The organism is Pantoea sp. App145, from assembly GCF_047947045.1.
In the GTDB taxonomy this organism is placed as follows: domain Bacteria; phylum Pseudomonadota; class Gammaproteobacteria; order Enterobacterales; family Enterobacteriaceae; genus Pantoea.
Map to the genome: position 1 here is coordinate 312,676 of NZ_CP133291.1, position 22,548 is coordinate 335,223.

Here is a 22,548-nt window from a genome sequence, read left to right on the forward strand (position 1 = left end):
AAACCCGCCGAAGCGGGTCAGTCATTTAATAATCGCCAGTTGCTTTTCGATTGAGACCAAACGTCTGCTGCATCTGAGAGGACATTGGGCCACCATTTTCCATGTCAGTAATAAAGGTTTCTACAAGCAGCTGGCCGTTGCTGCTCTGGCTACTTTGAGTATCAACCTGTACACCGCTGGCATAGTTATAAACGTTATGGGTTACCTGCATCGAGCCGGTACCACCCTGCAAATCTTTATTGCTGATCACCGATCCGTTATCACCAGGGATCATGTACTGGCTGCCGTTACTCGCCTTGTATATTTCCGGCTTACCGTTTTCACCAACCTGGTAAAGCCCTCCGGCTGATACCGGGCCGCCGTTGTATCGTGCCCCAGCCAGCGCCAGACCATTTGCCAGACCAACAGTTGAAGTAATCCCGGCTGCTGCTGGGGCTGCGTTTGCCCCAAATGATGCCAGTGAGGCAAGCGCAGCGGCAGGTGCCCATGCGGCGGCTGTTGCTGTAGCCATACCCACACTCGCAGCGACTGAAGCCGCGCCTAATGTCTGCCCGAGGATATAGTTCTTCAGAGCCTCAACGCCCACCTGGACAATACTGTTGATTACACTGTTCAGGATGGTATTGCCGAGTGATCTCAATGCTTCCTGCGCCGACATGGTGCCAGTGATCAGCCCGGTAATCGCATTGGATGCGTTACCAGAAAATGCATCCACTGCACTGGTCAGCATGTTGTAGCCGAGACTCTGCTGGCTGAGTAGCTGCCATTGCGCGTCGGTGCGCTGCTTTTCATACTCCGTATCGGCAGCAGTTTTGAGTGCTATAGCATTTTCATGAGCAATAACTCCCTGCTGTTCGAACTGCTGGATTAATGCCAGCTCCTGAGCATGCTGATTTGCCAGTTGCTGAACCGGGTCAACCTCTCCCTGTGCCTGTTGAACAGGGCTGACAACTTGTTGCGCCCTTATTTTTGCCAGATTGATTTGATGCTGCTGCTCCAGCTGTTCACTGGTCTGGTTATACTGCTGCTGGGTTATTTTCTTCGCGTCATATGCCGTTTGCAGGTCTTTAACATCCTGCGCATAGCTGGCATTTTCCTTTGCTTCAGGAAGCAGCTTTTCAGCGGCAGCCTGTGCTTTGAGTGCGTTTGCCGTGTCCCATTTTTTAGCTGCATACTGCCCGGCTAGGGTGATCTGCTCCTGAGTTGCTCCTTTTCCAAGTGACAGCTGGGCCGTAAGGATCGCCTGTTCCCGGCTTAACTCAGTCGTTGAAGTTGCGGCCAGCTCAGACTGCTGTTTCAGGTTGGCAAGTTTTTGGGCAACAGATTCTTGAGCATTCGCCTGGCTTTTTGCTTCAGATTCAGCCTTCTTCCTTTTCTCTGCCTCATCTTCAAGAGCAGCTACAACCCTTGATTTAGCAATAAGCTCTTCTTTCTGTTTGCCCGTTAGATCCTGTTGCTCAATCCCATACTCAACAGCAGCTTGCTTTCCTTTTGTTAAAGCTATTCTCTGGGTTTCTAATTGTTTGCTTACACTATCAAAGTTGGCTTGTTGAGCTTCTGTCCTTAAGTCCTGCAGCTTTTTCGTCAAAGCATCGCTATCATCCTGTGCTTTCTGCATTGCAGCCCCTGCAGCCAAAACCTTTGTCTCAAGTACAACCATTGCATCCGCCCCATCTTTTGTCGCTGGGGTCAAATCTTTCATGTATTTGATCAGGTCACTAACAGCCTGCGGAGAAGGGTTTTTCGCTAAATCATTAAGTCGTTTTGCCAGGCCAAAAGCCGCGTCATCGCCAATCGAGAACTGGCTACCCAACATACTTACCGTTGCTGTAAGTGTGTTAGCCATATTGTTAACACCAATACCAGTCTTCGATGCTTCTGCAAAGGCATCACGGAAAGAATCAGTTTTGATATTGAGGGTATTGATGACTTCGCCAAGCGCAGCGACGCTTGCTGATCCACCCTGTAAGCTGTCGAACCATGATGATTGGTCTTTTACAATTGATTGAATAGCTTTCCCTGCATCACGAACAGCGATCTCATAATTAGCTATGGCATTGTCACGCAATTGAGCAGCCAATGTGGCGTTCGTTACTGCCAGCCTGGCATAATCATTTGATAAGGCTGCCACTCCCTGACTATTAATGACAACAACCTTATTTAAAGTATCAGCTGCCGTTGACAGCTTATCCATTTCATTACCAGTGCTTCCCAGAGCTGACATAAGAACACCTGTCAGAACAGAACCAAGAGCTATTACAGCTCCAACTACAGCACCGCCCGGACCAAACGCTCCAGCCAATTGTGAACCTTGCTGGCTGAATGCCACCAGCGCAGACTGGCCGCCCTGTACCTGGACAATAAAGTCCTGCACCTGATAACCCGCCTGCTGCATGCTGGACTTCCAGTTACCATGACTTTTAGTACCTTGATCCACACCGCTCTTCATATCGAAAAGTTGACCGGTAAGCTGGCCAATTCTCTGCTTTTCCTCATCGGTTGCAGCAGATCCAGCCCGCAACTGTGCAGCCAGAACAGCAGCGCTACGTGCTCCGTTCTCATTGGCTTCTTCCAGAATGGCGATCTGGTTGCCAAGTCCCTCGATGATTGATTCTGCACGGGAATATTCACTGGATGCCGCCGCCGTGCTGCTGGACGATTCCTTCATTGCGCTGGCCATAGAGTTCACCGATGAAATCAGTGTCTGCATGGCGGCATTCATCTGTGCCAGCGTCATGCTGGCGGCAGTGGAATTGGTGTTTGCCTGACTAATGGCGGTCGCTACGGCAGAGAAAGTGGTGTTCAGCGACTGAAGACTGCCATCCATTGATTTGGCATGACTGCTGATCTGGTCGAGTAAGGATGCAGTTGCCTTGGCATCCTTGCCCAGATTATCGACGCTTTTGCCAGTCGTTTTGGCAGCGGAATCCATCCCACCCATCGCCTCTTCCACCTGGCGAGCACCCATCAAAAGTTTGGCAGTTTCAATATCAACGTCGTAATAAATTTTGCCTACTTCTTCTGCCATTTATTTTCTCCGGGCATAAAAAACCCCGCCGGAGCGAGGTCCATTTATTTATTAAGTAATTAACTACAGTTTATTGGTCGTCCAACGAAAATTATCTGACCGAACTCTCCATTAGTATTAGTTACACGCAGGACTTCATTGTTTCGAATAAATACCCAATAAAGTTGCTTTCCGACGTAACCACCATATGAGTTTTTTGCATTAACAAATACGCAAGTTGAGTAGCCATATACAAACTGGCTATTTTGGACCATCACTTCTTTTCTTGGCTGTGTAAAGTCGGAGAATTTTGCTGAATCTGGATCTTTAAGTAAATCCTTAATGGCATTCTCTACAAGAGGTTTGTATTTTTTCGGCTCAATTCCTACATCTGCTGTTTCAAGATTGATATTGCGCACTTTTTCAGCAAACTCAGCATCCTTCCTTTTTGCTTCCTGCATCTTCAAATCATAATCAGATGTCATGCTCTGGTATTGCTGGTTAGGCGCACACGCCGATAATGCCAATGCTGACAAACCAATTGAAAACATGAAAAATTTTCTCATCTTCCTTCCCCAAAAGTAAATTATCAACCAATGCTATCGGGGATTAGCCGCAATTGAACGCAACACGGCAAGGATTTAGTCTGAAAAATGCATGAGATTTAACCTCAAACAGGACGACCACGATCAAATAAAATACTTAGTTAAATAAATCAAAGAATTAGATAGAATAATAGGTAAATTTGCTAAGATGTAAATCCATTCAAATCAACTTTCTAACAAAACACCTCATTTTGCTGCCATTTTTATGCCAGCTGTACTGATCAACCGGTACATAGTGATAGCGCCATTTTCGGCAGTATCAACTTAAAAGGTAAGAGCCATGCGTAAAAGCACTGAGCGTTTAAAGAAACTCACAGCTGACAAGAATTTTCATAGCTGTGGCTTAATTCTCACAAAAATGGTGGCTGCTATCAGCCTCGGAGCTGGTGCACCATTCCTATTCTCCGCAGTAGTGCTAGGTTTTGTGATCGTTACGCAACACATTGATTAAAGTAAGGGGCATGGAAGCCCCGTCATTTTGCACTGATCATCTATCAGGATGGGAGGAATAATAAAATAAGTTTAAAGTCTGTGCAGTTCACATATTTAGTTTCCATGGAGATGACTATGCTACCCCTTAACTTGTTAGATTTAGCTCGCACTGGTGTTCATATCGAACTCACCAAGGATCAATTTCTGCCGCTTAACCTGGTGGAGTTAATTCGGACGGTCGCTAACGCAGGCGGACATATCACAATAGATGTGCAAGGGAGATTGCCATTGAACTATATGGAACTGGCACAAGTAGGAAGAACGCACCTGACATTTCGCTGGTAACATTAAACCCACCTGATGGTGGGTTATGTTCTCTGCTCTCTCTCCACCATTTCAGCCCAGCGGCGATCATCATCATCCATCACTGCATCGTACTCTTCACGCGTGAATCCTTTCTGGTTAGGGTATTTCGCATTCAGCATGAGGATGAACTCTGTCATGGTCAGATTTTCCGCCTCATCCCGACTGATGCCGAAATGATTGCGGGCAGCCATGATGTAATCCGTGGCGCGAAATCCCGGGGTTGTGTCGTTCGATTCGTGACGCTGTAATTTGCGGATCTTCGCTTTACCGATGATGCCGTGTAGCATCAGTCCCTGAGCCAGCACGACTATATTCTGGAGCGGTATTGCGCCGGGTCGCCACACAAAAGCGCGTCTGCCAGTTCTCCCGGGTTTCATCCAGCCTATCAGCTCGCTGATGTCGTCATCACAGCAGGCACTCAGCACCAGATGTGCAGCCATAATAGCTTTTCTGGTAAGAATGCCGCTCATCAGATAGGTGAGCACGTATTCGGGAAGCCGGACCTTATTTCCCGCTGTGTAGGCCTTAATCGCGCGGTGCATCAATGTCGTTGCTTCGTCGTTAAACAGGTCATGAAAAGCACGCACAATTTCTTCAGGCTCACCAATCCGCGCCATATTCATGAATGATGGCCGGAAAAAATACTCCTTCACCTGGTCAGCCAGGACAAATTCGCCAATTTCTTTAATGGGCGTCATGATGCCTCCATAAGCAGTATCAAGGGCTGCCATGCAACCCTTTGTACTGATTACTCCGCGGTGACTTCGACGTTAGCGGTATCGGTAAAGTCACCATCCGCAGACGTTGCCGTGATGGTTGCGGTACCGACCGCAACGCCTGTAACCAGGCCTTCCTGACTGACGGTGGCGATGGCAGGCGCTGAACTCAACCACGTAATAGCGCGATTGGTTGCATTCGCCGGTGCCACCACGCCATTCAGTTGCACTGTATCGCCAACAACGATAGCAGCCGCCTCAGGCGTCACCGTAATACCTGTTGCGGCAATCGGGTCTGCCACTTCAAACACAACGGTATCAGCGTCATAAACCTTCCATTCACCGGAGAAGGTTGAGATATTACTGGTCCCGAAGTCACCAGACCATGAGGTGGTATTGAAATACCCCATGATATAGGTGCCAGCATCTTCACCTGCAAAGTCGAAGCGCACCCAGATAGTGGGCTGCCGGCCAGCCTGCACCTCGTCGAAAATGTATTTCGACATTCGCATAGCACCGACTTCGTTCGTTTTATCCTTTTTACGAAATTCCCCTTCACCGGAAACGGTAAGGTCCATGTTGTTGACCAGGTTCTCAACCAGACCTTTGGCATCATCAGCTTCAGAGTTGACCGTGTTCATCGAATAATCGAGGCCTTTCGTGGTCATGGCCCCAAGCCGCACCCATTCACTCAGTGCTGGCACCGTATCGGCACAACCGAAGGCCATGCGGAGCACAGCCACCTTACCGATCAGCTTGCCAGTGTCGTTTGCACAACCTTGCATGTTTACCTCTCAAATAAAAAAGGCCGCCTGAGGCAGCCTGTGGGATGGATTTTCGGGGGGATTATTCTCCCCAGGTGCAGGAAATATTGAGCTGCCAGACCAGGCGGTTTTCTTCGGTGGGGATCGGTCGCGGGAAGCCGCCAACCAGCTGGAGAGCGCCAACACAGTCATCTGCGCCGGTCTGCGCGGTGATGTACTCCACAATGGCAGTTACCGCATCCTCGGCAGCATCAGGCTTATCAACGGCACCCACGACAGACACCAGCACATAGTGATCACCACCCCTGTCATTGCTGATGCTGCTGCCACCGTTTGGCATGAACACAATGAATGCGGCTGATTTGTTGGTGTCACGCCACTGCCGCCATTGCACCGTCAGCCCTGCAGTAAGCCCCGCATCAATGAACAGGTCTTTAAGCCGCAGATACATAGGAGGATTCACAGAGATAACTCCTTGCGGATCACCGCATCAATCTGATCCCGGCTTTCTTCAAAGCCTCTGGTCAGGAATTGCGGCTCACCATGCGGATCCCAGTAATTACCAGTTCCGGTTCCGCCGCCAAACTCAGTCCCCTCTCTGGTTTTACCAAAATGGGCACGGGGCTGACCTTTCAGCTTTCCGGTCATCTGATGAACGTACAGCGCATATTCCGCCGAATACCCCACCCGCCCGGTTATTACCGTGCCGTTTACGATGATTTCCCGGAACTGACTATTGAGCAGTGTGGATGTATCGACAGGCGTGTATATTGCCGCCTGCGCCCCCCCAATCAGCATTGCAGACTGGAGCGCCCTGACAACTTTCCTGTCGGTAATATCATCGATGAGGCGGTCAAGGTTCCGTTTCGCCTCCTGCAACCCGCGAACTTTAATACCCATGTCAGACCCCGGTTATCAGCGCAAAATCATCTGCCAGCCGCTCAAACGTATCGGCGAACTGGACAATCTGTCGTATATCGTCGGCAGAATCGGGTGGCTCGGCTTCGGTAGAGACTCCCAGCAGGATTCGATCGCCCTCCTGCGCCAGCGCGTACTCGGTCCAGATGGTGTTTTTCACCACAATCTCTTTCCCGATACCCCGTAAAGCCGTCAGGAATGGATTTGTCAGGTGGAGATATGGCACCGAACCCACTTTGCCCGGTGCTGCGCGGAAGTTCCCACGCATCCTCAAAGTGCCGATCAGGCCCGAAAAATGTGACGGCCTGTTTGACGTACTGAGTCCCGGCGCTCCCTGTGGCACGCACAAACGCAGCGTACCGCTGAACACCGGCAATCATGTCGTCCGGTCTGGCCCCTTCCCGGATACGTGCCGACCAAGCTTTCCACGCTGACGGTTTCGGGTTGCCCCCGGCGCGTTTAGGGTAAGCCTGCCAAGCAATTTCGAATTCAGGTGAGTATTCCCGTTTAGCATTGCGTTTCGACTCAGCGGCCTCTGCCGATGGGTCAATATTCTTTTCTGGTTCTAATGATGGTTCTAATGATGGTTCTGGTGCCGCATGGCGGCATAGGGGGTGCCGCGTGGCGGCATAGGGGGTGCCATCAGGCGGCATAGCTATGCTTTTTGGCGGCACAGGGGGTATGCTTTCTGGTGGCACAGGGTTATCGAGCTTCAGGCGATAAACATTTGACTGATTACCCTTTCCTGAATTTCCACCGAGACGGTTCTCCTTCTCAAGAAGTCCCATCTGGATCAGTGCGTCAATATGCTCACGAACAGCACTTTTGCTGCACTCGCACTGATCCGCGAGGTAACCATGAGAGGGCCAGCATTCGCCCTGATCACTTGCATTATCAGCAATCTTGATCAGGATGAGTTTTCTTAGATGGCTTCCGACACGAATGCCAAAAGCCTGATTCATTAATTTGATACTCATTATTTTGGTCCTGGTATTGCCGCAAGGATCCACACCAGGAGAACCAGAACGAGCGAAAACCGGGCTATATACTTCCAGCCCAGGACTCTGAAACCGTTCTGCCACATGATGAACGACATGATGCCGACGAATGCAGGCATTGCAGCGATGGCCACAAGGGTTGCGATAATCGTTTTATACAAATCCATCAGCGCAGGCCCTCCCGGATTTCAGTGCTGTTTACATGACCAGTGATTCCTGGCATACTTAACCCCGTTGTTGTTGTGAAAAAAGTTCTTGGTTTGGAAAGATCCCCGGTAGCGGCCGGGGATTTTTTTCGCCCGAAATTCATGCTCTCCCCCGTTCATCCTCCGGCTTAACAGCATCAGATCGGATATGCTCAAGCATCCCGATCAGGCATTTAGCCAGCTCTGCGGTTTCATCACCTTTGAAGATCACCACCCCGGATGATTGCTGGAAATCCAGCGCAGCCAATAAACAACTGGCCTTCTCAATCATCCCGCCACGACTTTGCCAGCGGCTGACCTGCGATTTATCAACGCCGAGCTTCTTCGCAATCGTTGAAGACTACACCGACGAACTTAACGACTTCGACCAGCGCCGTCTTGAAGCGCTGCGCCTGGCATAAGGAGCTGAAAAGATGGCTACTGAAATTATTGCATCAGAAAACAAGAACCAGAAGATCGATAACATTTCCATTCTCACTAATGGAGAACTGTTTAATCGCCTGCAATCCCTGTCATCGGTGATGGCAAACAGCGGCGAGTTTGTGCCGGCGCATTTCAGGGGCAAGCCCGACGCCTGCATGGCGGTGGTGATGCAGGCTGCGCGCTGGGGGCTGGACCCCTTTGCCGTGGCACAGAAAACCCACATTGTCAGTGGCACTCTGGGTTATGAGGCTCAGCTGGTTAACGCTGTGATCAACACGATGGCCCCGACTAAGGACCGGCTGCATTACGAGTGGTTTGGCCCATGGGAAAACATCGTTGGCAAATTCATTGAGAAAACCAGCAGCAAGGGCAACAAGTACATTGCTCCCGACTGGGACCTGAAGGATGAGGCCGGTGTCGGCATCCGCGTTTGGGCAACGCTCAAAGGTGAAGGTGAACCGCGTGAACTGACCATCCTGCTATCTCAGGCCCAGGTGCGCAACTCCACCCTGTGGGCGAGTGATCCGCGTCAGCAGTTGGCATACCTCGCTACCAAGCGCTGGGCGCGTCTGTATTGCCCGGATGTGATCCTTGGCGTTTATACCCCCGATGAACAGGTGGATGAAAGCCGGACGGAAAAAGAGGTGTTTTCGTCTGAAAGTCGCGTCACCCTGGCCGGTCTTGATAGCAATGCAACCTCAGGTGAAACGCAACCTCAGCCTAATGGCAACAACAATAAGCCTGCCTCATCGACCGATGAACTGGCCGAGCACTACCGTACTGCGATCAACGATGCTGGCGAGGCGGCAGAGGCGCAGCACCTTCGCGCGGAGATTGAAGGGCGAAAAGCTGACCTGGGCACCACTCTGTACATGGAACTGAAGAACCGCTCTGTAGCCCGGTACCACCAGTTGAACGCCAGTGAAAAACTGAAAGCTGCCATCAATGACCTGCCACAGGCTGGCACTGATGGCGCAGCCGCCGCGTTCGCCGCCGTCGAAAAGCTCTACGCCACCAGTAAACGCCATCTTGGCCCTGACCTGACTGAACAATACAGCATCACGCTGACCGACATGAAGCCGGAATACACCACATAAACCATCGGCCCTTCGGGGCCGGATAAGGAAACAGCATGAGCGAAGAAGACGATTTCAGCGGCCTGTCTTACGGCAAACGCTACAAGCCTGACGACGGCTGCGACTGGACCGAGGTCATTATCTGGGAAATGCGAAAACAGGCCCGTATCCGTGCACGTATCAACGCGGTGCGCCCGGTTCCGGTCAGGGTTATTGAGGTGAATGGCAATGCAGAAAGAAAAACAGTTAAAAGCAAGCGCGCTAAAGCTGGCAGAAAACCTGCCAGCGTGGCAGGCCGAAACAGTGATACAGCTGCTGGAAGCACTGGAAGAAGCCGGGCGGCGTAATGCCGCCATGGTCGAGGCGATCAACTGGGTCGTCTCCCCGGGCCGCTGGATACAGCGTGAAGAGAATATCTGGGAATGGCGCGAGTCACCACGCGGTGACTTCCTGAAAGTGCTCTGTCAGGTGGTTACCGAACCTGACCAGCTTAGAGGTGATCGTCATGGTTTATAGCGAACGCGGCTGGTACTGGATTGCGTTCTTTGCGGGCTGCCTGGTTATCTGGGCGGCGTTGGTATCTCTGATTATCTGGTGATGACGATGGAAGAGAAAAAATACTGCTATCGCTACGTTGAAAGCAATGACAACGAAGGACGCGCGGTTGTGCAGCTATGGACGCGCGTCATTATTCGCGAGACGGAAAAAACGTTCTGGCATGTCTATGACCTCCCCAAAATGACGCTTGAGCAGATTCGCCACATGCATAAAACGCCCGGCGATAAATCTGTCAAACGCTGTCTTAAAAATGCGGCACGCTCCGGCTATCACCTGACCAGAGAAGAAGCGCTGAGGGCTTTCATCTACCGCAAAGCGTTTCAGTTCAACTGCATGCGCCTCACGATGGAGACCGTAGAGCTTTGCCTAAAAGGTTTGAATGATTCCGGCCACGCAAATATCGAAATTCACAAAGATGGCCGACAGATTAGCCGGTGGGCTGAAATTCTCAGCGTACCAGCGGATGAGAGCTTTTTGGCGTGCGAAACGCCGGGGCCTATAGCGTCAGGTTACAGCTGGGGGGAATGGTGATGTATCAACCAATCTTAGACATGTGCTGTGGCTCCCGGATGTTCTGGCTCGACAAGCAGGACTCACGCGCGGTATTCGCAGATATCCGAAGCGAGTCACACAAGCTGTGCGATGGTCGTTCTCTTCACATCGCGCCGGATATTGAGGCTGATTTCCGCGCCCTTCCGTTCCCGGATAATCACTTTGCTCAGGTTGAGTTTGACCCACCACACCTTGCGCGTGCAGGTGAGAATAGCTGGATGCGTAAGAAGTATGGCGCGCTGGATAAGAAAACGTGGCGTGATGATATCCGCGCAGGGTTCAGCGAAGCATTCAGGGTGCTGCGGCCACACGGCACCCTAATTTTCAAATGGAATGAAACTCAGATACCTGTCAGCGAGGTAATAGTCTTGACTGACCAGAAACCTACAATCTGGCAGCGTACCGGTAAAAACGACAAAACTCACTGGATTTTATTTCTGAAGGAGGGTTAGCAAATGGCCAGAAATGCACTCGCCCGACTTCAAAACCCGGCAGGGCATCATTACATATGGTACGCCGATGGAAACTGCCATGTATGTACCGACTGCGGAACAGCAGAGCATCGTAATGGGCGATTCTATTATTTGGGCCGCTGGTCGAAAGACGAGCCGCCCTGTGAAGGCAACCATGTTGCTCGCCAGTCATGGCTGGATACTTCAAATCCCGACGAAGATGAATTTAAACATGCTGAGGTAAATCATGCCTGATAAATTTTCCTTCAATCTGGCAGTACGTGAAATCGCGCGCGAGCGGAAATGGACCATCAAGAAAACAGCCTGGTTCTGCGGTGTCTCGATCAGCACGTTGCGTCAGCTGATGGAGAGCAAGCACACGTACATCAGCACCATCGAAAAGTATGCTGCCAAGTTCAACATGACCACCATCGTGTTTATCCAGAAAGGGCAGCCAGAAATCACTGAAGAAAATCGCCAAAAGTAAACGCTCGCGGCGAGGAGGGCGCAACAGATGCCAATGAAAAATAGCGGACATAGCGACAACCATGAACACAAAACACATCTAAATCAGGATACGCAAATGCAGGCTAAAGATGAGATTTACAGAACCAGAGATGTGATGGAGCGGTACAAAATTTCCCGGAGCACTCTGCAATTCTGGAGAACGCCGAAACGCATGCCAAAAAGTTTCAGCCGCCCATTTCCACAGCCAACTATTCCAGGTTCTCCAGACCGTTGGCGGCTCTCAGAGATTATGAAGTGGGAAGATGAGGTTAATTCTTCACCAGCGGACGACCAATCACCCTCTCCAGATGATCATGCCACACCTTAAGCCAATGCCGCTGATCATCAAGGTAATCGTGAAGGTTGTACCGAGCCATAACGCCGCCCATTTGGTGACCAAGTAACTTCTCTATTACGTGTGGCGGCGCGCCGAGTTCAGATAGGCGCGTTGCAACCGTTCTCCGTATATCATGAAGTGTCCAGGCTGCTATTCCGGTTCGATCAGAAATGAATTGTGCATACCCAGAAACCTGCGCCTGATTTAATGGCTCAGGAATTCGGGCGCGAGAAACAAGTTTAGTGAGAACAAGGTCAGTATTAGATAATTCATTCACTGATTTCATCATAGAAACAGCCACTTCGCTTAGCGCACGCCTGACTGTTTTCCCGGTTTTATATTCTTCGGCTGGCACCGTCCATGTCTTTTCTTTGAAATCGAACCAATCCCATTTTGCTTTCCGTATCTCCCCTGTCCTGCAACCAGTAAGTAGCAGGAATCTGACAATGACTTGTTGGGAAAGAGACATGGTATCCAACTCTTCCCAAATAATTTTAATTTCACTGTCAGATAACTTTCTATCCTGATAAGCCGGTGAGGTGCCTACATCTGAGCGCTTCAAAGATTCCAAAGGGTTATTAGAAATGACTCCTCGATTAGAGCAAAACCTAAATGCCCTCTTCATGATCGATAGCATTTCACCAGCCATCACGGTTCTTCCCATCAGGTCGAAAGCCGTGATCCAGTGACCTTTGCTGGTCTGTTCGACCACCATATCACCCAGCATCGGCTTAATGTGTTTTACATAGCTACTGCGATTAACAGGCAGGGCAACAATTCCCTCTGGGCGACAATAATATTCCTCCCAATAACTGTAAGCCTCATCAACCGTCAACGCCTCCGTTTTATTCTTCCTCTCAAGCTTTACCTGTCTGCGAGGATCTACACCTTCGGTAATCCATTTACGGAAAGTCTGGCGGCGCTCTCGGGCTTCGATGAGAGATAAGCCGGGATACTCTCCCAAAGTGATTTGGACAGGTTTACCATCCCATCTGTAACGATAAAAAAAAGTCACAGCACCAGCTACAGAAAGGCGTACATTAAGCCCATGAGCGTCGGATAAAACTTCTACCGAATCCCGGCGTTTTCCAAGCGATTTGCGTAGTTTAGTGTCGGTCAACATTGTGTACACCATCGTGATTACCTATACCCAATAGTGTACACAAAAACACTTATTTTAATCCACACACCTTAATGCAACTTGATGCTCTTTTATACACTAAAAACCAGTAACACAATGTATAGTATGAAAATAATAAAGCAACATAACGCAGCGTAATGCACATCCACTAAGATTGTTGTTTAGTAAAACAACAAATTCGACAAAGTGAATTAGAAAAATGGAAATGGTGCGGGAAAAGCTGGAGTTTAACGCCAGGTCTTAAGTGCTTCGTAGCGACACGATAACCCATGCCGCCAGACGCCAGAATGTTGACAGGTTACAGTTGTGTTGTTGTTGTCTGAATACTTCTGTTTTCAATTATTTTATAAATTTTCTCCAGCTCTGGCTTATATAAAGACAATGATTCGTCCAGACTACGCTCGGAAATTGCAAGATCAATTTTCCCCCAAACGGTTGTTATTTCTCTGAGAGTCGCATCTTCTTCATATTTTGAATAAGAGGACTCGGAAATCAGCAGACTCTTAGGATGGTCACGCAATGCGCGAGGACGTTCAATGAACTGATATCTTTCACCTTTTTCATCAGCACAATGACAAATCTTATGTACTCCGCCCATATTCCTCATTTCTCTTGTGCTCATGTCTTTAATCACATTAAAAACCGGAATTTCTCTACCCACTATTCTCGATGTGTACTCAACACCCGCATCTTCCAGAAAAACCACCAGTTCGTCCTGAAGTTTCATCTTATCAAAATAGAAAGTGATATGTTTTTCAAGATTTTCACTCCCTATGTCCGGGTGAATAATTTCAGTCTCAAGAAAAACCGGAGGCCTGCATTCAAATAACGCCTGAAACTTTTCTCCCAGCGATTTTATTTCAATACGTTGTGAGGCTTCGTAACTCAGCGGCGCAGGATAGGCCTGCGGTGGTCTAAAATCACTCGGCCCCGAATAGCCGTAATAGGATGGCGGCGCGACAGGCATCTGCGGATTATTCGATGCAGGTAATAGCGTTAACTGAGATAATCGCGCAATCGGCAGGCGTGGTGCCGGATGGTTGTTGCCCCGCGTGGCCGAAGAGGTTGCCATATGGACAGAAGGAAAACCGATATGATCGGACATATTTACACTCCCTGGTTTAGATGGTCTTTATTTCCAGCGCCGCTGCCATGAATTATGTGCTTAACAGTAAGCAATATTGATAAAAATAAAATATTATTGGTTATGATAATTCACTGAAGGTAACATCATAAATATCATGTCATCTTTAAAACTGATTTATCTCTGAAATAAATGGCATATCAATTATTTTATGATGCCCAAAAATATCATCTGTACAGCGCCATTGGAATAAACCATCATCGGGAACAGCTGAAACTATTCGCTTTTGCTAACCGGAGATTCTGTCTATGTCACAGCATGCTTATAAACCTCTCGAAACACGCCATCCGTTATCTGCCCATGATCGCACGCTTGAGCCACAAATCATCGCGGCTATGGACCAGTTGCGAGCGAACTTTTCCGGCACGATGCGGGAAATGTATGACCAGATGCTGGCCGGGACACCCATGGCTCCTGGTATAGTCACCGAACGCATCGATCAGGATGGGATACAGGGCTGGTGGGTGAAACCGGAGCAGCAAACTGATTCTCGAGCAGTGGTGTTTATTCATGGCGGTGGTTATACGCTGGGCAGTGCCATTGCCTATCGGGGTTTTGCCAGCCAGTTAGCGACACGCACCGGTATTGCCACATTTGTCCCGGACTATCCTTTAACCCCAGAACATCCATTCCCGGCAGCACCGAAGGCGCTTGCGCGAATTCCTGGCTGGCTGGCGACTCAGGGAATGACTCAGCTGACGTTAGTGGGGGATTCTGCCGGAGGTGCACTGGTGCTGGGATTGTTACAAAACCCGCAGGTGGCGGCTGATGTGGCTTCTGCTGTGGTTTTTTCGCCGTATCTCGACCTGGCTTTTACCGGGGACTCCTTTAATAATCCGGCGACTCACGACCCCATTTTCCATCCTGAAATACTGACCCAACTGGCAGGAATTTATCTCAATGGCACCCCCGCCACCAACGGCTTAGCATCGCCGTTGTACGACGTACCCGAACGCTTACCCCCGTTGGCAATTCAGGTAGGAACAGATGAATTGTTGCTGGATGACGCCACACGTTATGCCGCCGCTGCAGCAGTACGAGGCGATGAGGTGCGTCTGGATATTTATGAAGGTATGCATCATGTATTTCAGAGCGAAATCGAACTGGAAGCTGCGCGCCATGCGCTGGATGCCGCTGCAGAGTTTATTACCCGCCACTGGCGATAAATAGACATGCCTGCGTTCTGCCTGATGTGCCATTCGAAGTTAGGGCATTTCTGGTAAGAGGTTGTGAGGGAAGTAAATTTTCTAAATACATCAGAAATGTGAATGTGTAAGATGGACTTAGGTTGACTATGGAAACGGTCAACAGGCCGCAGCAACGAGTGCGCGGTGACTGTATCACATCACAAGTACAGGAGTTTTACTGATGCAGATTTGTATGATGGATTATGGGAGATTATCTCCAGATGGAAAGACGCTGAAGTTGATGTGTTACGGCGTAGGTTCTTTTGATGTCCTTTCTGGAATTGAAAAATACATAAACAATCCACACTGTTCCGACAGGGAGAAAGCTGCAATTCCACCCGGAACTTACTGGATAGTTGATCGACCACAGGGAAGTCTTTTTAATCAGATTCGGGCAGAGGCCATAGATATGGCACATCTGTACCGCAATCACCATTCTGAATGGTTTGGCTTGTACAGCAGCAACACTATGAGTGACCATGTCTTTGTTAATGGAATTCGTAGGGGCAGTTTCCGATTACACCCGCTCAATTCAGACGGTTCCGGTGTATCCTGGGGGTGTATTACTCTCTATCGATCAAACGAATTCCAGGTGTTGAGACGTGCGTTGCTCAACCGTCCCAAGGTTCGCGTTCCCGGTGGGAATGGATTAATGGCATACGGACGCATTGATGTTCGTGGCATCCCTGATTTCTCTAAATGCAGTGTGAAATGAAAATAATCATCTTTATCGTAATTGTCATTGCTGGAATCGTGTTTATACCTGACACAGTTGTCGGCCATGTTGTGGACAGTCTGGATTTAGCTCAAGGTGACGGCGAGGAGGGAATGAATAATTTCTTTTTTATCATTTTGTTAATCAAGACCGCTTTTTCAGCCGTCATTGCCCTGCTGATTCTACGCAGATATCGGAAGCCTCAATGAGGAATTAATTAATGAAATGGAGATTGAAGTGTACTCACCCTGTGACCTATCTGATTAAAGGACCACATTAAGCTCCAGGCTATGGAGCTTTTACCTTTTTCAGCAAAGCTTAGTGCATTTCCTTGGTTCAACTCCCCGACGCGGCGTTCGATGATAAAAACCGCCCGTCGGGTAATTGATAACAAAGGAATTCACCATCATGAAGCAACGTTTTCACTTGCAGGCATTAAGTTTTGCTCTGCTGACAGGGATATTCAGTGCGCACGCAGCGGACACGCCGGTTAAAGGCGGCACGCTTATTTATCTGGAACAACAACCACATACCAACCTTTATCCTCCGGCGGGTGGTTTTTACCCCAACGGTGGCATCCTGAATCAGATCACCGATAAACTCACCTGGCAAAACCCCAAAACCTTACAGGTTGAACCCTGGATTGCCGAAAGCTGGAGCAGTAACACCGACAAAACCGAATACACCTTTAAAATTCGTCCGGGTGTCACTTTCTCTGACGGCACACCGCTGGATGCTAACGCGGTGGCGAAAAACTTTGATACCTATGGTCTGGGCAATAAAGCGCTGCGTTTGCCGGTGTCTGAGGTGATTAATAATTACGATCATAGCGAAGTGATTGATCCGCTTACGGTGAAATTTTATTTCACCAAACCCTCACCGGGCTTTTTACAAGGTACCGCCACCATCGGCTCGGGACTGGTGTCCCTCAGCACTTTAAAACGCAGCTTCGATCAGTTGGGCGATGCGCGCCATATTATTGGCTCAGGCCCGTTTGTGGTCAGCAATGAACAACTGGGCCGTGAAGTCGATCTGGTGGCACGTAAGGATTACCACTGGGGGCCGAAAAATATTGCGCAGCAAGGCCCGGCCAATCTCGACGGCATCAAATTTATCGTCACCCCGGAAGACAGCGTCCGGATTGGCGCATTACTGGCAGGCCAGGCTGATTTTATTCGCCAGGTGCAGGCGTATGACGAAAAACAGGCCAAACAACAGAACTTCCCGATTTATGCCGCTCCGACGCGTGGCGTCAATGACAGTATCAGCTTCCGCCCGGATAACCCGCTGGTCAGCGACCTGAAAGTACGTCAGGCGCTGCTGCATGCCACCAACGCACAGCAGGTGGTACAAACCCTGTTCTCCCCCAACTATCCGCAAGCGACTTCGGTGATTGCCGCAAGCGCGGCGGGCTACGTCAATCTGAGCGACAAACTCAACTATGACCCGACGCTGGCGAAACAACTGCTGGACGAAGCAGGCTGGAAACCCGGTAGCGATGGGATCCGCGAGAAAGGTGGCGAGAAACTGGCGCTGACGGTGTATGAATCTCCGCCACAGCCGCAAAACAAAGAAGTGCTGCAACTGGTGGCGCAGCAGTGGCGTCAGGTGGGGGTTGCCCTGACGGTGAAAGCCGGTGATGCAGGCAGCAAAACGCTGGATAACCTGGATCCGCTGAAAACCCCACTGACGGTGTCCGAGGTGGGACGTGCCGACCCGGATGTGGTGAAAAGCATGTTCTATCCCACCAATCGCGATGCGTTGCTGCAAAAAGGCGGCTCCAGCGACAAAGTGAAAAGCTTCCGCGACGACAAACTGAATACGCTGCTGGTCAATATCTCGGCCGAAGTTGATGCGCAAAAGCGCCTGCAACTGACCGGTGATGCGCAGCGTTATCTGCTCGACAACGCCTATGTGATCCCGATCTTCGAGGAACCGCAGGTGTTTGCCGGTGCGCCCTGGTTAAAAGGCGTCAGTTTTGAAGCGGTGGGTCGCCCATCGTTCTACGGCGCGTGGCTGGAAAAACACTAAGGCAGGTTGATAATGCAACATTCTCTGCTGCACAGATTGGGGCAAAGCCTGCTGGTATTGTGGGCGGCGTTCACCCTGTCATTTTTGCTGCTGCAGGTGCTGCCGGGTGACGCGATTCTGATTAAGTTTCAGAACCCGGACCTCGGCCTTAGCCCGGCGCAAATTGCCGAGATGCGGCTGGCCTACGGTGCTGACAATCCAATCTGGCAGCAGTATGGGCATACCCTGTTTGCCATGCTGCGTGGCGATTTCGGTTACTCGGTGCAGGCGGGCGTTCCGGTCAGCGAACTGATCGCCAGCAATCTACCCGCCACGCTCAGCCTGGCGCTACCGGGATTTTTACTGGCGGCGTTGCTGGCGTTTGCCCTGGCGGCGTTATCGCGGCTGCCGGGATTACGCCTGCTGCGCACATTTTTGCAGTCCATTCCTGCGTTGTTTGTCTCCCTGCCGACCTTCTGGCTTGGCATCGCGCTCATCCAGGTTTTCTCGTTCCAGCTGCGCTGGATTCCGGTCATCAATCCTTCGGCGTTGCAGGGGCTGATTCTGCCAGTGATCACGGTAGCGGTGCCCATTTCCGCGCCACTGGCGCAGATCCTGCTGCGTAGCATTGATGACGTCTCGACCCAACCCTTCGTGGCGGTAGCGCGTGCCAAAGGCGCGAGTGAAAACCGGGTGTTATGGCGTCACGTATTGCGCAATGCACTGCTGCCGGTGCTGAACGTGGCCGGTTTACTGCTCGGCGAATTGATTGCCGGTGCGCTGATTACTGAAACGGTGTTTGGCCTGAGCGGGCTGGGACAGCTGACGCAACAGGCGGTCAACAATCAGGATGTCGCGGTACTTCAGGCGGTGGTGATGATCTCCGCGCTGGGGTTTGTGCTGATTAATTTGCTGGTCGATTTGTTGATGCCGTTGCTTGATCCCCGGCTACAACCGATCGCGGGAGGTCATTGATGAGTCTGGTGGATTACGCGGCGGGCCGTCTGAGTTCGCGCAGAAAACATCGCTGGCACGGCGTACAACTGCAACCCGGTCTGTGGCTGGCATGGGCGGTGATGATACTGGCGCTGCTGGCGGCTTTCGCACCCGGATTGTTTACCCACTTCAACCCCACGGAAGGCATTGCTGGTGCGCAGCGCCTGCCTCCACAGGCAACTTACTGGCTCGGTACCGACCAGCTGGGCCGCGATCTGTTCACCCGCATCGTTTATGGCGCGTCACAGTCGCTGGCGGCGGCATTTGCTGCGGTGGCGATGGGCCTGATTGTCGGCACTGCACTGGGCGTGATTGCCGGAGCGGTCGGGCAGCGCACGGAAACCTTGCTGATGCGGCTGGTGGATGTACTGCTCTCCATCCCGTCCCTGCTGCTCTCGCTGAGCATCCTGATTTTGCTGGGTTTTGGCACGGTACACGCTGCGCTGGCAGTGGGAATTGCCTCCATTGCCAGCTTCGCAAGGCTGGCACGCGGTGAAGTGGTACGCGTGCGGCGTAGCGAGTTTGTCGAGGCCGCTTATGGCAGTGGCGGCAGTTTCTGGACCGTGCTGTGGCGGCATATCCTGCCGAACTCGCTGACGGCAGTGATCGCCTACGCGGCATTGCAATTTGGTCAGGCGATTTTGGCGCTTTCAACCCTGAGTTTTCTCGGTTATGGCACACCACCACCGACCCCGGAATGGGGACTCCTGATTGCGGAAGGCCGTAACTACCTGGCGACCGCCTGGTGGCTGACGATCTTTCCCGGCATGGTGGTGGTGGCGGTGGTACTGGCAGCCAATCGTATTAGCCAGCAACTGGCCGGAGGGAAGAAATGAACACGATCCTGGCAATTGAAAACCTCACCCTGAGCTATCGCCAGCAAGGCGAATGGCGTCCGGTGGTGCATAACGTCAGTTTTAGTCTGCAGGCGGGTGAAATGGTGGCGCTGGTGGGTGAATCGGGTTCTGGTAAAACCACCACCGCGCAGGCGATCATCGGCCTGCTGGCGGAAAATGGCCGCCGCGACAGTGGTCGCATTGTGCTGAACGGTACTGATATCAGCGGCTGGTCCGCCAAACGGCTGGACAGCCTGCGCGGCGTGCGTATCAGCCTGGTGCCGCAGGACCCAGGCAATTCACTCAATCCGGTAAAAACCATCGGTGAACAGGTGGGTGAAATGCTGCAACTGCACCTGCGTATCAGCCGTAAAGAACGTCAGCAGCGGGTGATTGAGCTACTGAGCCGCGTGGGTTTGAGCCACCCTGAGCAACGCGTGGATCAGTACCCGCATCAACTCTCCGGCGGGATGAAACAACGCGTCCTGATCGCCATCGCCCTCGCCCTGCGTCCGCAAATCATCATTGCTGATGAGCCAACCAGCGCGCTGGATGTCACGGTGCAGAAACGCATTCTCGATTTGCTCGATATCCTGCGGCGCGAATCCGGCACGGCGGTGTTATTTGTCACCCACGATCTGGCGCTGGCGGCTGAACGCGCTGACCGGCTGCTGGTTTTTCGTCACGGCGAGATCCAGGAACAGGGCGATACTGGGCGGGTGATCAATGCCGCACAGCATCCCTACACCCGGCAGCTGTTGCAGGATGCGGCGCTGGATTCACTGGCTCTGCCACCGCCCCCCGCGACAGCGCTTGCCACCCCGGCAATTCAGCTTTCCGCCATCAATAAACGTTTCCGGCTTGGGCGTCAGCAGCAGTTTCAGGCTTTAAACGCCGTCAGCATCACCGTGCCGCGCGGCACCACCCATGCGCTGGTCGGTGAATCAGGATCGGGCAAAACCACGCTGGCGCGCATTCTGCTGGGCTTTGAGCAGGCCGACAGTGGCCGTGTGGTGATTGACGGTATTGATGCCCACGGTCTGAGTAACGAAGCGCGGCGTCAGCTGCGGCGCAAAATTCAGTTCGTGTATCAGAACCCCTATGCTTCGCTTGATCCACGTCAGACGTTGTTTGCCATCATCGAAGAACCGCTGCGCAATTTTGCCCGCCTGACAGCGGAACAACGTCGTCAGCGCGTTACTGCCGTCGCACAGCGGGTGGCGTTACCGCTTGAGCTGCTGACGCGTAAAGCGCGCGAGTTGTCCGGCGGTCAGCGTCAGCGCGTGGCTATTGCCAGGGCGTTAATTGTTGAACCGGCGATTCTGGTGCTGGATGAGGCCACCTCGGCACTGGATGTCACCGTGCAGGCGCAAATTCTGCAACTGCTACAACAGTTGCAGCACGACCTCGGCCTGACCTATCTGTTTATTACTCACGATCTCGCCACCGTACGGCGACTGGCGCATAGCGTCACGGTGTTACGCGCAGGGGAAGTGGTGGAACAGAGTGACGTTGTCACGCTATTTGCTGCCCCCCGCCATCCCTACACCCGGTCATTAATTGAGGCGATTCCCGCTTTCCGTCCGCTGATTAAGGAGTCTGCATGACGCGTAAACGCATTGGTTTTTTTACCCGCCTGCTCGATGAAGGTAGCGCACAGCTGCGTTACCGACTGGCAACCGAGCAGATCCAGCACGCGGAACGACTTGGCTTTGATAGTGCGTGGATTGCGCAGCACCATTTTCACGAGCATGAAGGTGGCCTGCCATCACCGCTGGTGTTTCTCGCGCATATCGCGGCGCATACCCGCACCATTCGCCTCGGCACCGGCATTATCACCCTGGCACTGGAAAATGCGCTGCGTGTCGCTGAAGACGCCGCAGTGCTGGATTTGCTCAGCAACGGACGCCTTGAGGTCGGTTTTGGTTCCGGCGGCACCGCCACCTCCTTCCTGCCGTTTGGCCTGACGATCGAGCAACGCGCGCCCTTCTTTGCGGAACAACTGCATAGCGTACTGAGCGCCTGGCGTGGCGATACCCTGGCGCATCCGGATAACCATCTTTATCCCGCCGCACCGACGTTATCGCAACGCGTCTGGATCGCCACGTTTTCCGTCGAAGGTGCTGCACGCGCCGGTCAGGCGGGCCACGGCCTGATGTTATCCCGCACCCAGCCACGGCCTGCCGGACAAGCGGACTTACCACTGGATGCGCTACAGAACCCGATGATCGACGCCTATCTGACTGCGCTGCCAGAAGGAATCGCGCCGCGAATTCTCGCCTCACGCACCGCCTTCGTCGCAGACTCCACCCACCATGCGCGTCGCCTGGCCGAACCGGGTCTGCAACGTCAGGCTGACCAGTTCCAGGCTAGCGGACATAGCATCCTGGGTGCGTCACTGGATGATCATATCCGCCAGTTTGACGCCCATCTCGGCGATCCTGACGCGGTGCTGGCCTCTCTGGCGCAGGATAGCGTGCTGGCACGCGCCACTGATATCACCTTCCAGGTGCATTCGATTGATCCTCCCCATGCCGATATTTTGCGTTCGATTGAACTGATTGCCGACCACATCGCGCCACCGCTGCGCAACGCATAACAG

27 protein-coding genes and 1 pseudogene are annotated in these 22,548 nt (G+C 51.8%); 16 read left to right on the forward strand and 12 right to left on the reverse strand.

Annotated features, from left to right (window positions below; all coding sequences use genetic code 11):
• Window positions 1-25: 25 nt before the first annotated feature.
• Both RCF31_RS21315 and RCF31_RS21320 read right to left on the reverse strand, forming a co-directional pair.
• Window positions 26-3,028 carry a tail protein (tape measure) gene (locus tag RCF31_RS21315; protein WP_416413759.1) on the reverse strand — a complete coding sequence of 1,001 codons (3,003 nt, stop codon included), beginning with the start codon at window positions 3,026-3,028 and terminating at the stop codon, window positions 26-28.
• A gap of 59 nt (window positions 3,029-3,087) precedes the next feature.
• The gene (locus RCF31_RS21320; protein ID WP_416413760.1) at window positions 3,088-3,573 is read right to left on the reverse strand and encodes a hypothetical protein; all 486 of its coding nucleotides are present in this window, start codon (window positions 3,571-3,573) and stop codon (window positions 3,088-3,090) included.
• Between the two features lie 319 nt (window positions 3,574-3,892).
• On the opposite strand from RCF31_RS21320, the gene RCF31_RS21325 reads away from it, so the two are divergent.
• A complete protein-coding gene (locus RCF31_RS21325; protein ID WP_416413761.1) occupies window positions 3,893-4,063 on the forward strand; it encodes a hypothetical protein in 171 nt (56 codons plus the stop codon).
• Between the two features lie 349 nt (window positions 4,064-4,412).
• On the opposite strand, the gene RCF31_RS21330 is transcribed toward RCF31_RS21325, so the two are convergent.
• The 8 genes and pseudogenes from RCF31_RS21330 to RCF31_RS21365 all read right to left on the reverse strand — a co-directional run bounded on the left by RCF31_RS21330 (window position 4,413) and on the right by RCF31_RS21365 (window position 8,343).
• The gene (locus tag RCF31_RS21330) at window positions 4,413-5,108 is read right to left on the reverse strand and encodes a DUF6246 family protein (RefSeq protein ID WP_416413762.1); all 696 of its coding nucleotides are present in this window, start codon (window positions 5,106-5,108) and stop codon (window positions 4,413-4,415) included.
• A 50-nt stretch (window positions 5,109-5,158) separates the two neighbouring features.
• The gene (locus RCF31_RS21335; protein WP_416413763.1) at window positions 5,159-5,911 is read right to left on the reverse strand and encodes an Ig-like domain-containing protein; all 753 of its coding nucleotides are present in this window, start codon (window positions 5,909-5,911) and stop codon (window positions 5,159-5,161) included.
• Between the two features lie 61 nt (window positions 5,912-5,972).
• Window positions 5,973-6,353: a hypothetical protein gene (locus tag RCF31_RS21340; RefSeq protein WP_416413764.1), complete on the reverse strand. Its 381-nt coding sequence runs from the start codon at window positions 6,351-6,353 to the stop codon at window positions 5,973-5,975.
• Window positions 6,350-6,790, reverse strand: coding sequence for an HK97 gp10 family phage protein (locus RCF31_RS21345; protein ID WP_416413765.1), 441 nt, complete (start codon window positions 6,788-6,790; stop codon window positions 6,350-6,352). Before RCF31_RS21345 ends, RCF31_RS21340 begins: the two co-directional genes overlap by 4 nt.
• A gap of 1 nt (window position 6,791) precedes the next feature.
• Window positions 6,792-7,076, reverse strand: coding sequence for a hypothetical protein (locus RCF31_RS21350; RefSeq protein ID WP_416413766.1), 285 nt, complete (start codon window positions 7,074-7,076; stop codon window positions 6,792-6,794).
• 568 nt (window positions 7,077-7,644) lie between these two features.
• A pseudogene (locus RCF31_RS21355) lies at window positions 7,645-7,785 on the reverse strand (helix-turn-helix domain-containing protein); the annotation flags it as partial.
• Window positions 7,785-7,973, reverse strand: coding sequence for a hypothetical protein (locus tag RCF31_RS21360; protein WP_416413767.1), 189 nt, complete (start codon window positions 7,971-7,973; stop codon window positions 7,785-7,787). The pseudogene RCF31_RS21355 and the gene RCF31_RS21360, both read right to left, overlap by 1 nt.
• Before the next feature lie 139 nt (window positions 7,974-8,112).
• Window positions 8,113-8,343, reverse strand: coding sequence for a CII family transcriptional regulator (locus RCF31_RS21365; RefSeq protein ID WP_416413791.1), 231 nt, complete (start codon window positions 8,341-8,343; stop codon window positions 8,113-8,115).
• 82 nt (window positions 8,344-8,425) lie between these two features.
• Between RCF31_RS21365 and RCF31_RS21370 the strand changes: the two genes are divergently transcribed.
• The 7 genes from RCF31_RS21370 to RCF31_RS21400 all read left to right on the forward strand — a co-directional run bounded on the left by RCF31_RS21370 (window position 8,426) and on the right by RCF31_RS21400 (window position 11,560).
• On the forward strand, window positions 8,426-9,532 hold the full coding sequence (locus RCF31_RS21370) for a RecT family recombinase (RefSeq protein WP_416413768.1): 1,107 nt from the start codon (window positions 8,426-8,428) through the stop codon (window positions 9,530-9,532).
• A 35-nt stretch (window positions 9,533-9,567) separates the two neighbouring features.
• Window positions 9,568-9,858 (forward strand): hypothetical protein, encoded by a 291-nt coding sequence (locus tag RCF31_RS21375; RefSeq protein WP_416413769.1) that lies wholly within the window; start codon window positions 9,568-9,570, stop codon window positions 9,856-9,858.
• Window positions 9,815-10,027 (forward strand): hypothetical protein, encoded by a 213-nt coding sequence (locus tag RCF31_RS21380; RefSeq protein ID WP_416413770.1) that lies wholly within the window; start codon window positions 9,815-9,817, stop codon window positions 10,025-10,027. Before RCF31_RS21375 ends, RCF31_RS21380 begins: the two co-directional genes overlap by 44 nt.
• Before the next feature lie 87 nt (window positions 10,028-10,114).
• Window positions 10,115-10,600, forward strand: a complete 486-nt coding sequence (locus tag RCF31_RS21385) for a hypothetical protein (RefSeq protein WP_416413771.1) — start codon at window positions 10,115-10,117, stop codon at window positions 10,598-10,600.
• Window positions 10,600-11,073: a class I SAM-dependent methyltransferase gene (locus tag RCF31_RS21390; protein WP_416413772.1), complete on the forward strand. Its 474-nt coding sequence runs from the start codon at window positions 10,600-10,602 to the stop codon at window positions 11,071-11,073. Before RCF31_RS21385 ends, RCF31_RS21390 begins: the two co-directional genes overlap by 1 nt.
• Before the next feature lie 3 nt (window positions 11,074-11,076).
• The gene (locus RCF31_RS21395; RefSeq protein WP_416413773.1) at window positions 11,077-11,328 is read left to right on the forward strand and encodes a hypothetical protein; all 252 of its coding nucleotides are present in this window, start codon (window positions 11,077-11,079) and stop codon (window positions 11,326-11,328) included.
• Window positions 11,321-11,560, forward strand: coding sequence for a hypothetical protein (locus RCF31_RS21400; protein WP_416413774.1), 240 nt, complete (start codon window positions 11,321-11,323; stop codon window positions 11,558-11,560). Before RCF31_RS21395 ends, RCF31_RS21400 begins: the two co-directional genes overlap by 8 nt.
• A gap of 289 nt (window positions 11,561-11,849) precedes the next feature.
• Here the strand turns inward: RCF31_RS21400 and RCF31_RS21405 are convergent, their stop codons facing one another.
• Both RCF31_RS21405 and RCF31_RS21410 read right to left on the reverse strand, forming a co-directional pair.
• Window positions 11,850-13,040, reverse strand: a complete 1,191-nt coding sequence (locus RCF31_RS21405) for a tyrosine-type recombinase/integrase (RefSeq protein ID WP_416413775.1) — start codon at window positions 13,038-13,040, stop codon at window positions 11,850-11,852.
• A gap of 316 nt (window positions 13,041-13,356) precedes the next feature.
• Window positions 13,357-14,163, reverse strand: coding sequence for a hypothetical protein (locus tag RCF31_RS21410; RefSeq protein ID WP_416413776.1), 807 nt, complete (start codon window positions 14,161-14,163; stop codon window positions 13,357-13,359).
• Between the two features lie 287 nt (window positions 14,164-14,450).
• Between RCF31_RS21410 and RCF31_RS21415 the strand changes: the two genes are divergently transcribed.
• From RCF31_RS21415 to RCF31_RS21450, 8 genes are all read left to right on the forward strand, one after another.
• A complete protein-coding gene (locus RCF31_RS21415) occupies window positions 14,451-15,368 on the forward strand; it encodes an alpha/beta hydrolase fold domain-containing protein (protein WP_416413777.1) in 918 nt (305 codons plus the stop codon).
• Window positions 15,369-15,570: 202 nt separating this feature from the next.
• Entirely contained in the window at window positions 15,571-16,104 is a 534-nt protein-coding gene (locus RCF31_RS21420) for a DUF2778 domain-containing protein (RefSeq protein WP_416413778.1), read from the forward strand.
• On the forward strand, window positions 16,101-16,313 hold the full coding sequence (locus RCF31_RS21425) for a hypothetical protein (protein ID WP_299450097.1): 213 nt from the start codon (window positions 16,101-16,103) through the stop codon (window positions 16,311-16,313). The genes RCF31_RS21420 and RCF31_RS21425 overlap by 4 nt, the downstream gene beginning before the upstream one ends.
• Window positions 16,314-16,512: 199 nt before the next feature.
• On the forward strand, window positions 16,513-18,135 hold the full coding sequence (locus RCF31_RS21430; RefSeq protein WP_416413779.1) for a TIGR04028 family ABC transporter substrate-binding protein: 1,623 nt from the start codon (window positions 16,513-16,515) through the stop codon (window positions 18,133-18,135).
• Between the two features lie 12 nt (window positions 18,136-18,147).
• Window positions 18,148-19,089: an ABC transporter permease gene (locus RCF31_RS21435; protein ID WP_208617362.1), complete on the forward strand. Its 942-nt coding sequence runs from the start codon at window positions 18,148-18,150 to the stop codon at window positions 19,087-19,089.
• Complete coding sequence (locus RCF31_RS21440; RefSeq protein ID WP_416413780.1) at window positions 19,089-19,946, forward strand: ABC transporter permease; 858 nt, start codon at window positions 19,089-19,091, stop codon at window positions 19,944-19,946. Before RCF31_RS21435 ends, RCF31_RS21440 begins: the two co-directional genes overlap by 1 nt.
• Window positions 19,943-21,553: a dipeptide ABC transporter ATP-binding protein gene (locus RCF31_RS21445; RefSeq protein ID WP_416413781.1), complete on the forward strand. Its 1,611-nt coding sequence runs from the start codon at window positions 19,943-19,945 to the stop codon at window positions 21,551-21,553. The genes RCF31_RS21440 and RCF31_RS21445 overlap by 4 nt, the downstream gene beginning before the upstream one ends.
• Window positions 21,550-22,545 (forward strand): putative FMN-dependent luciferase-like monooxygenase, encoded by a 996-nt coding sequence (locus RCF31_RS21450; protein ID WP_416413300.1) that lies wholly within the window; start codon window positions 21,550-21,552, stop codon window positions 22,543-22,545. Before RCF31_RS21445 ends, RCF31_RS21450 begins: the two co-directional genes overlap by 4 nt.
• Window positions 22,546-22,548: the final 3 nt, after the last annotated feature.

What these genes read in the sequence shown, in the direction of transcription:
- RCF31_RS21435 (WP_208617362.1), top strand. Translation starts at nt 18,148, where the DNA reads ATGCAACATTCTCTGCTGCACAGATTGGGGCAAAGCCTGCTGGTATTG.
- RCF31_RS21440 (WP_416413780.1), top strand. Translation starts at nt 19,089, where the DNA reads ATGAGTCTGGTGGATTACGCGGCGGGCCGTCTGAGTTCGCGCAGAAAA.
- RCF31_RS21405 (WP_416413775.1), bottom strand. Translation starts at nt 13,040, where the DNA reads ATGTTGACCGACACTAAACTACGCAAATCGCTTGGAAAACGCCGGGAT.
- RCF31_RS21400 (WP_416413774.1), top strand. Translation starts at nt 11,321, where the DNA reads ATGCCTGATAAATTTTCCTTCAATCTGGCAGTACGTGAAATCGCGCGC.
- RCF31_RS21325 (WP_416413761.1), top strand. Translation starts at nt 3,893, where the DNA reads ATGCGTAAAAGCACTGAGCGTTTAAAGAAACTCACAGCTGACAAGAAT.
- RCF31_RS21320 (WP_416413760.1), bottom strand. Translation starts at nt 3,573, where the DNA reads ATGAGAAAATTTTTCATGTTTTCAATTGGTTTGTCAGCATTGGCATTA.
- RCF31_RS21410 (WP_416413776.1), bottom strand. Translation starts at nt 14,163, where the DNA reads ATGTCCGATCATATCGGTTTTCCTTCTGTCCATATGGCAACCTCTTCG.
- RCF31_RS21350 (WP_416413766.1), bottom strand. Translation starts at nt 7,076, where the DNA reads ATGCGTGGGAACTTCCGCGCAGCACCGGGCAAAGTGGGTTCGGTGCCA.
- RCF31_RS21370 (WP_416413768.1), top strand. Translation starts at nt 8,426, where the DNA reads ATGGCTACTGAAATTATTGCATCAGAAAACAAGAACCAGAAGATCGAT.
- RCF31_RS21390 (WP_416413772.1), top strand. Translation starts at nt 10,600, where the DNA reads ATGTATCAACCAATCTTAGACATGTGCTGTGGCTCCCGGATGTTCTGG.
- RCF31_RS21425 (WP_299450097.1), top strand. Translation starts at nt 16,101, where the DNA reads ATGAAAATAATCATCTTTATCGTAATTGTCATTGCTGGAATCGTGTTT.
- RCF31_RS21375 (WP_416413769.1), top strand. Translation starts at nt 9,568, where the DNA reads ATGAGCGAAGAAGACGATTTCAGCGGCCTGTCTTACGGCAAACGCTAC.
- RCF31_RS21420 (WP_416413778.1), top strand. Translation starts at nt 15,571, where the DNA reads ATGCAGATTTGTATGATGGATTATGGGAGATTATCTCCAGATGGAAAG.
- RCF31_RS21360 (WP_416413767.1), bottom strand. Translation starts at nt 7,973, where the DNA reads ATGGATTTGTATAAAACGATTATCGCAACCCTTGTGGCCATCGCTGCA.
- RCF31_RS21450 (WP_416413300.1), top strand. Translation starts at nt 21,550, where the DNA reads ATGACGCGTAAACGCATTGGTTTTTTTACCCGCCTGCTCGATGAAGGT.
- RCF31_RS21335 (WP_416413763.1), bottom strand. Translation starts at nt 5,911, where the DNA reads ATGCAAGGTTGTGCAAACGACACTGGCAAGCTGATCGGTAAGGTGGCT.
- RCF31_RS21385 (WP_416413771.1), top strand. Translation starts at nt 10,115, where the DNA reads ATGGAAGAGAAAAAATACTGCTATCGCTACGTTGAAAGCAATGACAAC.
- RCF31_RS21445 (WP_416413781.1), top strand. Translation starts at nt 19,943, where the DNA reads ATGAACACGATCCTGGCAATTGAAAACCTCACCCTGAGCTATCGCCAG.
- RCF31_RS21345 (WP_416413765.1), bottom strand. Translation starts at nt 6,790, where the DNA reads ATGGGTATTAAAGTTCGCGGGTTGCAGGAGGCGAAACGGAACCTTGAC.
- RCF31_RS21315 (WP_416413759.1), bottom strand. Translation starts at nt 3,028, where the DNA reads ATGGCAGAAGAAGTAGGCAAAATTTATTACGACGTTGATATTGAAACT.
- RCF31_RS21430 (WP_416413779.1), top strand. Translation starts at nt 16,513, where the DNA reads ATGAAGCAACGTTTTCACTTGCAGGCATTAAGTTTTGCTCTGCTGACA.
- RCF31_RS21395 (WP_416413773.1), top strand. Translation starts at nt 11,077, where the DNA reads ATGGCCAGAAATGCACTCGCCCGACTTCAAAACCCGGCAGGGCATCAT.
- RCF31_RS21330 (WP_416413762.1), bottom strand. Translation starts at nt 5,108, where the DNA reads ATGACGCCCATTAAAGAAATTGGCGAATTTGTCCTGGCTGACCAGGTG.
- RCF31_RS21415 (WP_416413777.1), top strand. Translation starts at nt 14,451, where the DNA reads ATGTCACAGCATGCTTATAAACCTCTCGAAACACGCCATCCGTTATCT.